9 protein-coding genes and 3 pseudogenes are annotated in these 13,784 nt (G+C 59.2%); 3 read left to right on the forward strand and 9 right to left on the reverse strand.

What is annotated here, in order from left to right:
* Nucleotides 1-1,384: 1,384 nt before the first annotated feature.
* The 4 genes and pseudogenes from FA740_RS20030 to FA740_RS07860 all read right to left on the reverse strand — a co-directional run bounded on the left by FA740_RS20030 (nucleotide 1,385) and on the right by FA740_RS07860 (nucleotide 2,406).
* Nucleotides 1,385-1,522, reverse strand: coding sequence for a hypothetical protein (locus tag FA740_RS20030; RefSeq protein ID WP_246053541.1), 138 nt, complete (start codon nucleotides 1,520-1,522; stop codon nucleotides 1,385-1,387).
* Between the two features lie 36 nt (nucleotides 1,523-1,558).
* A pseudogene (locus tag FA740_RS20035) lies at nucleotides 1,559-1,603 on the reverse strand (hypothetical protein); the annotation flags it as partial.
* Between the two features lie 22 nt (nucleotides 1,604-1,625).
* Nucleotides 1,626-1,865 (reverse strand): annotated as a pseudogene (locus FA740_RS07855) (transposase); the annotation flags it as partial.
* Between the two features lie 61 nt (nucleotides 1,866-1,926).
* Nucleotides 1,927-2,406: a very short patch repair endonuclease gene (locus FA740_RS07860; protein WP_136856229.1), complete on the reverse strand. Its 480-nt coding sequence runs from the start codon at nucleotides 2,404-2,406 to the stop codon at nucleotides 1,927-1,929.
* A gap of 76 nt (nucleotides 2,407-2,482) precedes the next feature.
* Here FA740_RS07860 and FA740_RS07865 point away from each other — a divergent pair, with 76 nt between their 5' ends.
* Complete coding sequence (locus tag FA740_RS07865) at nucleotides 2,483-3,982, forward strand: DNA cytosine methyltransferase (RefSeq protein ID WP_136856230.1); 1,500 nt, start codon at nucleotides 2,483-2,485, stop codon at nucleotides 3,980-3,982.
* On the opposite strand, the gene FA740_RS07870 is transcribed toward FA740_RS07865, so the two are convergent.
* From FA740_RS07870 to FA740_RS07890, 5 genes are all read right to left on the reverse strand, one after another.
* Complete coding sequence (locus tag FA740_RS07870) at nucleotides 3,910-4,773, reverse strand: DUF6339 family protein (RefSeq protein ID WP_136856231.1); 864 nt, start codon at nucleotides 4,771-4,773, stop codon at nucleotides 3,910-3,912. The two genes, FA740_RS07865 and FA740_RS07870, sit on opposite strands and share 73 nt — an antisense overlap.
* Entirely contained in the window at nucleotides 4,770-5,576 is an 807-nt protein-coding gene (locus FA740_RS07875) for a hypothetical protein (RefSeq protein ID WP_246053524.1), read from the reverse strand. Before FA740_RS07875 ends, FA740_RS07870 begins: the two co-directional genes overlap by 4 nt.
* A 104-nt stretch (nucleotides 5,577-5,680) precedes the next feature.
* A complete protein-coding gene (locus FA740_RS07880) occupies nucleotides 5,681-7,522 on the reverse strand; it encodes a hypothetical protein (RefSeq protein WP_136856233.1) in 1,842 nt (613 codons plus the stop codon).
* On the reverse strand, nucleotides 7,519-8,514 hold the full coding sequence (locus FA740_RS07885) for a PD-(D/E)XK motif protein (protein ID WP_169306253.1): 996 nt from the start codon (nucleotides 8,512-8,514) through the stop codon (nucleotides 7,519-7,521). Before FA740_RS07885 ends, FA740_RS07880 begins: the two co-directional genes overlap by 4 nt.
* Nucleotide 8,515: 1 nt before the next feature.
* The gene (locus FA740_RS07890) at nucleotides 8,516-11,128 is read right to left on the reverse strand and encodes a Z1 domain-containing protein (protein ID WP_136856235.1); all 2,613 of its coding nucleotides are present in this window, start codon (nucleotides 11,126-11,128) and stop codon (nucleotides 8,516-8,518) included.
* A gap of 286 nt (nucleotides 11,129-11,414) precedes the next feature.
* Between FA740_RS07890 and FA740_RS07895 the strand changes: the two are divergent.
* Both FA740_RS07895 and FA740_RS07900 read left to right on the forward strand, forming a co-directional pair.
* Nucleotides 11,415-11,859: pseudogene (locus FA740_RS07895) on the forward strand (transposase); the annotation flags it as partial.
* Nucleotides 11,860-12,276: 417 nt separating this feature from the next.
* The gene (locus FA740_RS07900) at nucleotides 12,277-13,761 is read left to right on the forward strand and encodes a TniQ family protein (protein WP_169306254.1); all 1,485 of its coding nucleotides are present in this window, start codon (nucleotides 12,277-12,279) and stop codon (nucleotides 13,759-13,761) included.
* Nucleotides 13,762-13,784 lie beyond the last annotated feature (23 nt).

The raw sequence follows: 13,784 nt of genomic DNA on the forward strand, positions 1-13,784 counted from the left end.
GGCCCTTGGCGGCCGACCGCCGGCAGTGGTCTACTCACTGCAAATCGAAGTCATGCAACCCGATCAACAGGAGCAACTCAGAGCTTAAAAAGCGCCAGATCCTGTCCAAGGAAGGGGGAGCACCTCAATTTGACATGCTCAGCTTACACTGCCTCTCGGCTTTTAGGCAGAAGCCTGAGGTGCAGTATCGGCTAGGCTCAACATGCGGCAGTCCAGCCGGACAGTTCACCTGAACAGGAAGTGAGCGCCTGTTCAGTCAGATGAGCATGCGCCCCGGCGGAGCGACCCCTGTTCTTGCGGTTGAGAAACCAGATACAAACGGTGCCCCAGGAAAAACAGGTATCTGTATACGCGCTCGGCCCACTCCGGCCGTTCGAAGCGACCGCCGATGCGGCAGCGCGGCGTCACCGAATCCGCCGTTCGGGCTTGGCGCAGCATTTCCGACGCTGCGAGATCGGCAGAGCGGACGAAGCTGCTTCTCGCGCGGGATACATTCTTCAAATTTTACGCCTAAATATGAAGGCTGTGGCGCGGACAATTGAGCCGAGGAAGATGACACCGCATCTCTCACGATAGATCACTGTTCCCGCCTACGACGCCACATTATTACTGAACAGGCCGAACGCGCGGAGCGCGGCTACCTCGACTTGCCGTCGATCACTTGCTACCGTCATGATTGAGATCTTCGGCGGAGTGGATAACATATGGCAACGTTGGCTGAACTCGCTCATGCGGAAGCCGTTTTGGCAGAGTGCGTCGCCATTGCGGAACGCGACCCGGCCAAGGATCATAACAAATACAGGTCCGACATTGACGGACTCAAGTGGAAGGTTACAGAGATCAGACGGTCGCTGCAGGCCGAAGGTCTTCTGGAGCGGAGCCCTGAGGAAGCCCTTCATCGCGCCCTTGACACAGCATTCCCCAGAGCTCGAAGCCGCGAGATCTGCACCTACCAAGGAAGGCAGTATCGGAAGGAAGCTTTCGCCGCCCACAGCAGCCGGTCCCGCAATACGGTTTATGCTTGGGACCACCGCTGGGTGGATGTTGCCAAACAGGCCAAGTTCGAAGCTGACCGGCGAGCACGAAGCGTCAATCGTCCACCCATCGTTAGCCTTAGGGAAAAGTAGCATCCACGGCCTTGATGCAGCGAGGGCAGTTGAGCTCATCAGGAAAAATGATAGGCACCAGCCACAAGCGGCGGCTCAGTATTCAAAGCCGCCATGGGCTCCCCTTTATCACCTGGGATAGATCGCACTGCGACCGGCCCATTGAGGCCAGACAGCCCCGGTCTGGTGCCGCCTTGCAGCATCCCCAGACCGGACGTTCGTGCTTGGCGCAGCGAGATCGTCGGGTCACAGTCTGCTCTGCGGGACGGCGCCACCATTCAGCCCCATGAGACTTTCAGCTGCAAAACAGCAATGTTCTCGATGGCGTAAGCAATACCGTCGACAAGGAGGCCGTCAGGCAGCTCACAGCCAAGCGGTTGTTGCGCTATTTGCCTGAAGCCCAGCTTCTGCGCCAAGCGCGCACTTGCCGTATTGGGCGCTGCGTGGCCTGTCGTTACAAAGCGTGCATCCAACACTTTAAACGCAGTCCGTATCATCGCATTCACCGCCTCAGCTCCATACGCCAGCCATCATCCGGGCAAAGACGCCCTTGTCGCTCCACCGCTTCCAACGGTTGTAGAGGGTCTTCGAAGGGCCATATTCCTTCGGTGCATCGCGCCACCTCAACCCATTGCGATTGATGAAGATAATGCCGCTCAACACCCGTCGATCATCGACGCGCGGCTTATCATGGCTTTTGGGGAAGAAGGGCTGCAGTCGCGCCATCTGCGCGTCGCTCAGCCAGAAAAGGTTGCTCATCGATCAGTCTCCTTCCAGAAGCTGAATCACGCCGCGAGCAGATCATCAATAGGTCCTGTCCCTAGGTAGCCTGCACAGTATTCGACGTAGCTGCTTGCGGAATTTCGATCATCGTGCTTGGCTCGCCTTCTCGAATGAAGTTCATCAACGACAGCAAAGATGCCTCCATGTTCGAAGTTGAAATGCTGCACTCCCAAATTACGACGACCTTCCACCCTGCTTCGATAAGGGCTGCTTGCACGCGCTGATCACGCGCTACGTTAGAGGCAAACTTTCCCGCCCAAAAATCTGGTCTTGTTGCGGGCACGCTGGCCTTCGGACAACCTCCGTGACGGTGCCAGAAGCATCCATGCACGAAGATAGCCGTGCGCCATTTACTTAGAGCCAGATCTGGAGCACCGGGAAGTTTCCGCACATCGACACGGAAGCGAAATCCGGCCGCATGCAACGCCTTGCGAACAGCAATTTCCGGTTTTGTGTCTCTTCGCCCGATGGCAGCCATCATTCTTGAACGCACTTCCGGCGTGACGATATCTGCCAATCTCCATTCCTTTCCGTTTTCACCTGGCGCTGACCTCGCGATGTGCCTACAAGATGCTGCACTGACGAGAGAAGAAATGACCAAGCACTTCGCCATCATCGACCTGTTCGCTGGGCCGGGGGGACTCGGCGAAGGCTTCTCGGCGGCCGGACGCGAGACTTCGATCAAGATGAATATCCGACTCTCTATCGAGAAGGAAGCGGTTGAAGTTCGAACGCTCAGGCTACGTTCGTTCCTCAGGAGCTTCGGAGAGGCGCTGCCTTCAGAATATTACGAGGCACTCAATAGGGGACGTGCGCTTCCGGACTGGGAGACATCTCATCCGCGGCAGTGGACGCGCGCGCAGGACGAAGCCCGCCAGATGGAGCTTGGACAACCCGGCGTGTTCGAGGAGATTGCTGCAGTTCTTGACGAGGCTCGCGAGTCTTTCCACGGCGATACCATCCTGATCGGCGGGCCTCCTTGTCAAGCATACTCTTTGGTCGGACGATCCCGCAACAGGGGGAAGGCCAACTATGTCGCCGAAGACGATCTTCGGCATTTTCTCTACCGCGAATACGTATCGATTTTGGACCGGCTGCGCCCGGCCGCCTTCGTGATGGAAAACGTCAAAGGCATGATCTCTAGCCAAGTGGACGGTGGCGAGATCTTCGAGCGCGTCTTGGAAGATCTTCGCACCGCAGGTGACGGTTACACGCTTTTGCCGCTTTCGGCTACCCGGAACAAGGCAGTTCCGGACGCGCGGGACTTCATCGTCAAGGCGGAGGATCACGGTGTTCCCCAAGCGCGACACCGCGTGTTCGTAGTCGGGATCAGATCTGACGTCAGACCACCCGGTGACGCTGCGCCTCTTCTTCCTGCAATTAACTCATCCGAGCGGGCGGATGTCTGGTCGGTGCTGTCAGACTTTCCGGCCCTTCGTAGTGGCCTAAGCCGAGGCGTTGACAGTGCTCAGCTTTGGTCAACAGTCATTGGTGATCATGCGAACCGGATCATCGCCAGCAACGACGTGGGCGAAGACATTCGAGGCGCCATGCAGTTCCTGAAGTCTGGAAGCCTAGGCACTGTCCGGCTGCGAAAATTCGAACAGGCCGAGCCGAGGCCGATACCGGAAACCGAACTCGGCCGCTGGCTGCACGATCCCGCTCTAGTTCGCATCCTTGGGCATGAAACTCGGGCCCATATTTCCGAAGACTTGGGGCGCTATCTGTTTGCATCCGTTTTCGCACAGGAGCGGCGTCGGTCGCCGAAGCTTCAAGATTTTCCGGAGTTCCTTCTCCCTGAGCACAAGAACCGCTTGAGCGGGAAGTTTGCGGATCGGTTCCGGGTCCAGCGAGGCGACCGGCCTTCCAGCACGGTCACCAGCCATATCTCCAAGGACGGACACTATTTCATCCATCCCGACCCTACCCAAGCAAGATCGCTGACAGTCCGGGAGGCCGCTAGACTGCAGACCTTCCCGGACAACTACTTCTTCTGCGGGAACCGAACCCAGCAGTATCATCAGGTCGGCAACGCCGTTCCGCCTTTCCTCGCCCTGAAGATCGCTCGCGTGATCCGAGATATCATCGGCTGATCGAGATCAGCGCTTCCTGAATCGCCAGGCATTGCTGCTCCGGAAACCTGCTTAAAGATGGTCGACATCTCCCGTGAAAGATCAGCATCAGACAGAAAGGCAAAGTCGACAACCTGATTGCGTAGCCGTAAGAGTTTTATTGCACGACGCATTACATCCTCCATTCGTCCGCGGCCCAGCTTTTTCGACGTCCCGACCCATGCAATCCCGAGTGCCCGAGCTAGGCGGGCATCGGACGCGATAGAGGCCCGTTCGAAAATCTGAACCATCGCGTCCTCGCTGAGGCTCGATATGAGCTGCCATCGCTCCGGCGCTTTTTTTCCCAGATCAAGCGTGCGTCCCCGCATCCATGCCCTCTGGAACGTGTTCCTCACCCCTCCGGCGAAGCGCGCCTTCTGGTCCGAAGAAAACCGCCACTGGGCGAATTCGCGCAGAAGGACGCAGGTCATGCAGGCCCAAACATCATCTCGCAAGGCTTCGCCCCCGCCGAGATCCGGATGCGCTCCTAGGAACTTTGCGACCTCTTGATCGAAGGCTGTTTTCTGGCGTTCCGAAGCCGGTGAGGGAAAAGCCTGTCCACGAGCGATACGGCCGATCTCAATCGTTATGGCCTCAAGAAGATTCGTGTTCACTGACCCGCCGCTCGCGCCATACCAGATGTATGCCTCATGCGAACGCAGACGATCCTCAACGTTGATCGACAGGTCGGACCGGAAGGGCGCAGCATTGCGCAGGTCCTCAATGCACTTGTCGACACCCATTGGGGTAAGCCGGGGAAGAAGGATGGTCATTCCGGATCTCCGATCTCTGCTGCGGCATGCAGGGCAGCATGGAAGCTGCCTGGCCGCGTGTTCCGGATCGAACGGATGGCATTGAGCGCTTGGCTGGGGAAGGCGGTGGCTAGCCACCCGATGATTTGTCGTCCAACCGAGCCATCCTCGCAGGTGGCAACCGTTTCTGAAAAGTCTTCTTGGTCCAATGCCATGTTTGCCAGCTGGACCATCACGTCTCCTAGCATCGCCTGCAATACATGAGGATCCCCATCGATAACACGTTGTGCGAATGCCGCATGATCGGCGTTCACGTAAAGACGCACCGTTCCAGAGAAATCGCCGTGAAAACTCGTGCCGCGGAACGAAAGATACCAAGGTGCGTGTTCGTGTGGCCAGCTTTTGAACGCCTTTGAGAAAGATACGATTTCCATGGGAAATCGGGTATCTCCTCCATCTTCCAAGGCAGCTTCGGCAATATTTATCCAGAGACGCGCGCCCGGCAGGTTGGGAGAAAGCGGTGAATGCGCTGAAGGACGTTCTGCAAGAAGAACTTCCGTCCTCACATAAAGTCGTCCCCCCAACGATTGACCCGGAAGGATGACCTTGAGTTCCCTCGGAGCCGGGCGCCGATTGTCGACGTCGATCCGAAGCACGCGATCCATACGACGAGGAAAGCGGCCGAGACCCGAACCGATCTTCACGATGATCGCGAGCTTCAGTTCGCCGACGTCAATCTGCAGGGATCGGGCGGCTGCCCGGAGGTCGAAGGTTAGCGATGTCCTCAACTGGAGATCTCGAGCATAATCCCAGTTCTCGATCATCCTACCCACTGGAATGAGAGGTTGGCCCGGATCTCCGACAAACCAGCCGTCGAATCCGACATCAGTATCTCCCAGAACAAGGAAGGGTGGCGCGATGGAAGACGTCACGGGCGCTCCGCCACGACGTCCAAACGCAGCCCAACAGCCGCGTCAGCGGGCATGCTGACACGGCACATAATGACGCCGCTCTTGGTTCCGATGCTGATGATGCTACCTTTCTCCTTGCGGTCATTCAGTTCCACGTCGATGACCCGTGCTTCATATCCGGCAGGCAGGTCGGACGTATCTGTCATGGCCCCGTCAAGGATCAGATATGCTGTAACATCTAGGCACATGCCGGGAGAACTGCCGTCGTTCCTGATATCCGCTTCGAAACGGGCGATCCTCCTCCCTTCCGAAAAGTCCAGCCCGGTGAACCGTGGTGGCGAGATAGTAATCCCTTTCTTCCTGCCTCCCCTGCTACCGGGTGCCGAAGTGGCACGACCGGGACCTTTACTCAGAGTCATGTCAAGATGCTTGCCGAGTAACGCGGCTGTCTCGGCAATCGACGGGGCTTTCGTGGCGGTGCCCACTATCCCTTCCTTGGGCTGAACATACGACGAGGCATGTCTGGCAAGCTCCCGCAGTCCTACGTTGACGAACGTCTTCCTGTTGCCTTTCGGCAAGTTGTTCGGGACCCAGTCGTCGTGTGCGGGAGGTTCGGCTTCGGCGAAAGCGGCCTCAATCTCCGGATCCTCCGAACAGATGAAGACCCCGGCCCATTCGTAGCGGCTGTCAGGAAAGGCATTTCCTTCGAGATACCGGACCACGAGTTCGACCGGTCGCATCAGGGCAATGTGTGAGGCTTGCTGGGACAAGGGCGAGGACCGTCGATCGATCCGCGGATCACGCTGCGCCCGCATGCCACGAGCCATTCCCAAGCTTCCCAACACGGCCTTTGGCCGCTGGCTTCGGATGATTTCTCCCTTGCCCTCTCGAGCGATTGTCAGCGCCTGACAATAGAGGTCGAGCGGAGGAAACTCCTCGGGCGGCGGAACATTGATGAGCCTTCCGCCGACATCGATGCTCACCTTCAATTTGCGTCCGGGATCTGTGGCCGCGCACATACGTGGCCAGAAGTTCCAGAGAACGGTTTCCAGCAGATCTGGCTCGAGGCTGCTTTCATTCTCAAGAAGTGGCGAGATGATCGCAATTGTCGTTCCGGTCCGGGTTTCGTCCCGTTCAGGAAATCCAAGGGCACGGGCGAGGCGCTCTGCATCGCCGCCTTCGAGTGGGTCAACCCCGCCTTCGCAGTCCGTCCTGCCCCACCAGTGGCGACCGGTGAAGCGACAGCGCCTGCCATCAACATCTTCGTCGAACGCGTTTCCCAAGTGACACCCCATGATGCGCCGCGCAGGCTGTCCACCCGACATCGTCTGGCTGTCCACGATGATCGTAGAGCAACTGCTGAGGGAATAGAGGGAGGTCTTGCCGTATCCGTAGGTTCCCCCACCTTGTTGAGTGTCCCGGGGCGCTCCCACGTTGCGAAGGAAGTTGACGAAGTTGAGGGGCTCCGTTTCCGAAGCAATGTCAGCTCTCGACGGGCCGCTCAGGCCGCTCGTGCCGAAATCGGCAACCTCGAAGATGGCCAGCCTATCTGCTGCCAGCACGTCGTTAAGGTGCATACGGCCCTCGTCTTCGGTTCCAAGCTCACTAGCGCGAGACGGAAGGGCGGCGAAGGCCAATCGGCGAAATGGCTCCAGCTCGTGCCCTAACAGGACGCGACGTCGCAGCAGAATCTCGATTGGCCGCAATCCGGGAGATGCGTCAATGGAATTTTGGAGTGCCTCGCGGATGACCGCCTGCAACATGCTGAGAGCCGGTCGCCCCAGCAGGCGGCGGAAACCCTCTGCGGCCATATTGCCGGTGCGTGCGAAACGCTCACTGTGAAGATCAAGCGGTGTCACAGGCAAAATCCCCGGAGCAGTTCCGTTGTCTCGACCTCGGGAAGCTTGCAGTCTCGTGCATGGAAGAGGTCCACCATGTAATCTAAATTGGAAATTCCTGGCGGCAGGACACCTGCCGGAAAGATCTCAGGAATGATGCGCGGAAAGTTCTTGTTGACCGCGTAGATATCGAAGCCTTCGAGAGAGAACGCTATTTCGTTCCATTCCTCCGCATCCGGCGCACGACATCCAACGGCGTGCAGTCGATCTTCGAGAAGGACTTCGTCAGCTCCTCGTCCGACGATCCGCGAGAAGATGCTTGCGACGGTTAGATCCCCCTTGTCAGCGCGTTCCGCCCTGATGTGAGCGAGGAAGAGGGCTGAGCCAAGCGGGGCCTGAAGCTGCTCGCCCCCATGGACCGCGATTTTGGTTGCGTCGGAGCGCATTGAAGTCTTTGTCTCGATTGCCAATGCCCCACGACGGAAATCGTGTCGCTGGCCGGTGGGACCGACCCAAGCATCCACCATTGCAGGGTCATGAGCACACAATTGATCCAGCACGAGTAGTTCACCAATCAGCCCCGCAATCTTGTTGGCAGGCACCTCTCCGATGGGTCCTGCGGCAAGGAGCTTCCGAAAGTCGTCAATCGTTCCCTTCACCGCGGTGTCGGGAGGAGTCCCCACGCCAATGCGAGACAGAATCTCCTCTGCTAGATCGGCGAAAACGCCGGCAAGTCTGGCATCGCGGAGCATGAGGTCGATGAAATGCTCGACTTGCGAACCATTCCGATAGCTGGCGTAGGATACGAGCAGGCTCTGGTTTCCCGGAGGCATCCTGCCACGGCCGGGACGTGCGACGGGAACAAGCAGGCGGGCCTCTCCCTGTGGCCCTGTTGCCAGGCGCACCTCTCCGTAGCCGGTAGAAACTCCAGTTGCACGGCTCGGCACTTCCAAACGACCGTCACCTTGGCCGCTCCTACGGATGCGGTCCCATTCGGCTGCAAGGGCAATCATGTCAGACGAGCCCCTCGATTTCGGCCAACTCGTCGGGACCCTCTTCGGTATCTTCGACAGCTTGGGCATCGATGTCGACCGAGAAATATCCTCCGCTTCGATCCTTCTGTCCCGGGAAGACGATACCGAACCCCATCAGATCGCCCGCAGCGTTCAGGCTTTCACGGGAGGAAGGCTTTCCTGATTTTGCTTTGCGTTCTTCAGGCTCAGATAACGCGTCGATCGGATAGAGGAGGAGAAGGGGCTTGTCCGGCCTGCACTCCTTGAACCCGGACCAATCATCCTTTTCAGGCTTGCAGTCCGCATCGATGAGGATGTCTGCCTTTGACATCAATGCCTTGATGTCAGCGTAACGCGGATTCTCGGACTTCAGCTTCGAGCGCCGTAGTGTAACGACCGCGCCTAACTTGCCGAGCGGCCTTGTCGAACGGGTGCCTGAGGCAGGCTGAACAAGGCCGACGTTCCATTCCGACAGGGATGCCGCCGCGCTGTCGAGATATTCCAGAAGATATGCCTGCTTGAGGTCCATGTGCTCTTCCGAGATGTCGGTGGCAGCGATAAACTTACGGACTGCCGAAAGTGGAACATTTTCAAAGAGGACGTCACCCTTCCCTGACTTCGGGGGTTGTGCGGTTCCTGCAACATCGATCAGCTTGGCAGCAGCTTTCCAGTTGCCAGCAACTACTTGGGGATCAGTGTGGTTGAAGCGGATGGTCTGCACATGTTTGCCGGCAAAGCTCATGTTCGTCCGATGGGCGTGCTTCATCTTCGTGGCGGCAGTGATCGCCATTCCCGGTATCGCCCGCACACGGACCGCAAACTCCCGCGGCGTAAGATCGTTCTCGCGATACATGGCGATGTCGCTGCGGATCTCTTCTTCGATCACCGCAAGAGAGCGGAATTTCGATGCAAGATCCTCGGTCGTCCAGAGGCGTGGGAGATCGTCGTAGCCATGCCGATAGCCGAACCAGCGCCCCATCTGCAGAAGCGTATCATATTGCTTGGACGTCCTCAGGAAGAACGAGACACATAGTCCCTCGAGGGTAAGACCCCGTGCCAACACGGTGCCTCCCACAACGATGCAGGTTACGGGGTCCCCCGTGTAGTCCAGCCGAAAATCCTCCTCCGTTTCGCCGTTCTCCACAGGATATGTCATCACTGCGAGCACCTCGGGAAGAGATTCCGTAACAGCCTCGAACTTTTCGAGAATGTGCGCCCCCCTGGCCGCTGCGGTGCGCAGGCGCTCGTCCTCGAACACCTCCCGCAGACGCTCCGCCACCAAACCGGCCCCGGCGATCAGATCATCCTTACGGTCCTCGATCCAGTTCCGTATGAGGTCCGACATGTATTCATGCTGACGGACAAACGGAGACGAGTGAACCAGCATCGACATGTGCTTGTCCGCCTGCCCCCGCGCCCTCCGTAGCGCACAGGTGCAGAGAAACCACAAAATCGCGTTTTCCAAGGATCGCGTCATCTGGGGACGGAAGCTTTCCTTATCCTTCATGGACGCCGGCTGCAGTAGAGCAGGCTCCTCCATCTCGAGATGGCGGATCATGTCCCGCTCTTCGGCTCCTTCGTCGGCACTATCGCCTCCGAATACCTCCCGAGCTCCAAAGTATCCCTCCGGTCGCTCCAAGGCAGTGATGAAGTCCCGCGGATACAAATCGTCTAGGGCTTCCTCCTCGCCATAGGGATAGGGATTGATGAAGACGTTCGCAAAGGGGGTGGCCGTGTAGCCGACGTAGGAGACGGCCGGAATTTCTGCCAAGATTCGCCGGATCTCCTCATTGATCTTTGTCATGTCGAACTCGCCCTTGGCCGAGTTGACGGAGGCTTGGTCGCATTCGTCGTCGATCATGAGGACGCGGAGCTTCCGTTTCACCGCAGCCTGCGTGCGCTTGAACGTCTTACGGAGTTGCCGCAGGCGACTGCCCTCCTTTTTCATGACCACAAGCTGGGCATGGCCTGGAGACGGCATCACAAATCCACCATTAGGAGGCTGGACGAAGTCTCCGTCAGCAGCACTGGTCGTGTAGAGCTGCCAAAGCCCCCGATGCCGAAGCACGTCCTGTTCGAATCGATCTTGGGTCTGCTTCCGCAGCTTGTTCGTTACGCCGCCCAGCACGATTATCATGTTGTAGCCTGCGTCCACCGCCTTCGCCATAACGGCTGTCATGTTCGCCGTCTTGCCGGACTGCACGTAACCCACGACAAGTCCCCGGCAGTCGAACTTCTCGGAGGTCGGGTTCCCCAAGAGCGATACGACTTCGGTTGACGCACTATCGAGTGATCTTACTGTGTCGCTGTTCCAGCCTTTCGTCTTCAAATACTCGTGCAAGGCTGACCAGTGCCTACCGTCGGGGCGAGGGCCGGAATACCACTCCTCTCGTTTGTCTAAAACGGAAAAGCGGCGGAGGATCTCTACCTCTTGGAATTCCGCTTTTACCAATCCGACAGCGGCAGCAAGCGCGTCGAGCTGAGCCGAACCAAAGTCAAAGCCTATGGCTGTGGCGTCAGTGCGTATTGCTGCTGCGGTCTCTTCTACGCTCTCGTAATTGACTTGGCGCTGACGTAACTGAGTTGCAAAGGCTTGAATCTGGGGTGAGGACATGGATTGGACCTAATGAAAGCAATTGCCTGAGCCTAGCGCGGCGGCTACTCTCGCATCAAACAAATTCCCCCCAGAACACACCAAACCGTTAGCTGCGGGGGGCTTCATCGCAACGGTATTTGTCAGGGTGCTGGACATGCCCAGCTCTGACGGCTCCGACACATGGCATTAGCAAAGTTACGAGCCTTCGGCCGAGCAATGCGACCTCCGGTGCGAAGGAGGTGCGGTGACCCCTGATAACTCGTCCATCTGATGCTAGAGTCTGGGCCAGGGAGAGGACCGGACCATGAAGCGATCGAAGTTCACGGAAGAGCAGATCATCGGCATCCTGCGCGAGCAGGAAGCGGGAGGGAAGATTGCGGAGCTGTGCCGCCGGCACGGGATAGGCAGCGCGACGTTTTACGCCTAGAAGGCCAAGTTCAGTGGGATGGACGTGTCGGACGCGAAGCGGCTGAAGGCGCTCGAGGAGGAGAATGCCCGGCTGAAGCGGCCCTTGGCGAGTCGCTGCTCGACCAGGCGGCGTTGAAGGATCTCCTGTCGCGAAGGTGGTAACGCCCGCCCCCAAGCGAGAAGCCGTCTCGATCCTCTTGGAGCGCCACGAGATGAGCGAGCGGCGGGCGTGTTCCGTGATCGGCACGGACCGGACCTCGATCCGATACCGCGGCCGACGCCCCGACGATCACGACCTGCGCGAGCGCCTGCGGGCGTTGGCGTCGGAGCAGCGCCGGTTCCCCGCCCTTGGCGTTGATCCTGTGCCGATGACACTGAGCGGGGATTGAGTGTCTGCTTCTTCGAAATGCTGCATCCGCTCTGCCGCACCGCCGTCAGGCGGCTTTTCTGCCCTTCGCGTCGGGTTAGGCGGCCGTGAGGCTGCACCGAGGTCGAATGGCCGCTTTTGCGTCTTGAGGCGGCTAGTTCGCTGCACTGCCGAAAGGCCGCTCCCCGCCCTTCGCGTCGCGTTACGCTTGGCAGAAACGGGGCCGATTGACCGCTTCCGCGATATAGGAAAAACGCTTAGCGGCACTGTTCAAAGGTCGCCTCCCCAACTTCGATTAGATCTTGGGCGGAAGGTCGACGCCAAGGGCCCCCTTGATTCTTCGATAAGCCTGCAGGCATAGGTCCGCCTTCTATCGAAGGGAGTGTCCGCATTGGCCTTGCTGCACGGAATTTCGCCTGTCGCCCGTGAAACCGTGCCGTCGCTCGTCGCCAGGCTTGCCGCGTCGAAGGGCGTATCGCTGCATCAGCTGGTGCTCGATCTGGGCGGCTCGATGAAGCGGTTGGTCAGCCAGGATCGCGAGCTGTTCGAGAACCTGATGGCTTGGGCCGGGCTTGACGATGCGGAGCTGGAAGAACTCCTGTCCTGGACGGGCGAGCCGATCGGCGATGTCCGGATGCGCTTCCGGGGCGAGATCTTTGTTTCCCGGGCGCTGCGGAACCCGGTCGTGCAAGGATGCCCCCGGTGTCTGAGGGACGATGCCCTGTCAGCTCCGGAAGATCCATTGGCCGCGATGGCAATGCGTGGGCACTGGCAGATGCGCGAGATGGTGACCTGCGCCACGCACGGCGCGCTGCTGGTGCCTCTTTGGACGGCGCCGCATCCGACCGCCCGGAACGACCTGACGGCCCGGCTGACCGAGATCCTGCCGACCATTCTCTCGGGCAGCCTCGACGGTCCGATGGCCACTCCAACCGGATACGATCGGTGGCTGGAACACCGGCTGGACAGGGGCGAGGATGCATCCTGGCTCTCGGGCCAAAGCCTCTATGCCGCGACGACCTTCTGTCGCTTGCTCGGCGGGGAACTGCTGCACAACGACGGCAAGGATGACGCTGATCCGCAGGCTGTTCGGCATGCCTCATTGGTAGCGGGGTTCGATGTGGTGCGTCATGGTCCCGATGCCATTCGGCACGCACTGCACGATCTGGCCGCGGGGGCGAACGGCTCTCTGGATGAGCCACAGAAGGCATTCGGACCACTCTGGAGGGATATGCGGGACTACCATCAGGACAATGAAGCGTTCGAGCCATTTGCGGACATCATTCGAGGCGTGGTTCTGGACATCTGGCCCATTGCGGAAGGGACCGTGCTGCTGGGACAGACGGTGTCGCAGCGAAAGCTTCACTCGGTCGGCACCGCGGCGTTTGCACTGCGCGTCGCTGAGGGGCGGTTGCGTCCATTGCTGGTCGAGGCTGGAGTTATCGCGGTTGACGATCCGCGGCCGGACAGCCGCGCCGTTTTTGACGCGCAGGCGCATGGCGGAACACTTTGCGCGATCGGGTCGCTGGTCACGGACCAAGAGATGCGGTGCGCTGTCGGCATGACCGAGGCCGAGCTGCGCGCCCTGGAGCAGGACGGCGTCCTGCAGCCCCGGACGCGCCTTCCCGGCGCGCGGCTTCGCTGGCTGGAGGCGGATGGCAAAGCGCTTGTCGACGAGCTGAACGCGCTTTCAGACGCGAACCCGGGGTCCGCCAAATGGGAAACCATCCAGAGGGCGCAGGCCAACAGCAAAGTCACGGTGGGGCGCATCATCACCGCCATCCGGGCGCGAAAGATCCGGGTCCATGCCCCGGCAGGCAACAGGTCCTATCACGGCTTCAAGGTCTGCCGGAGCGAGTTCGGGGCAATCGAGTAGCCTCCGCGACAGGTCATGCTGCT

Origin of the sequence: Paracoccus hibiscisoli, from assembly GCF_005048265.1 — a bacterium.
GTDB classification, from domain to species: domain Bacteria; phylum Pseudomonadota; class Alphaproteobacteria; order Rhodobacterales; family Rhodobacteraceae; genus Paracoccus; species Paracoccus hibiscisoli.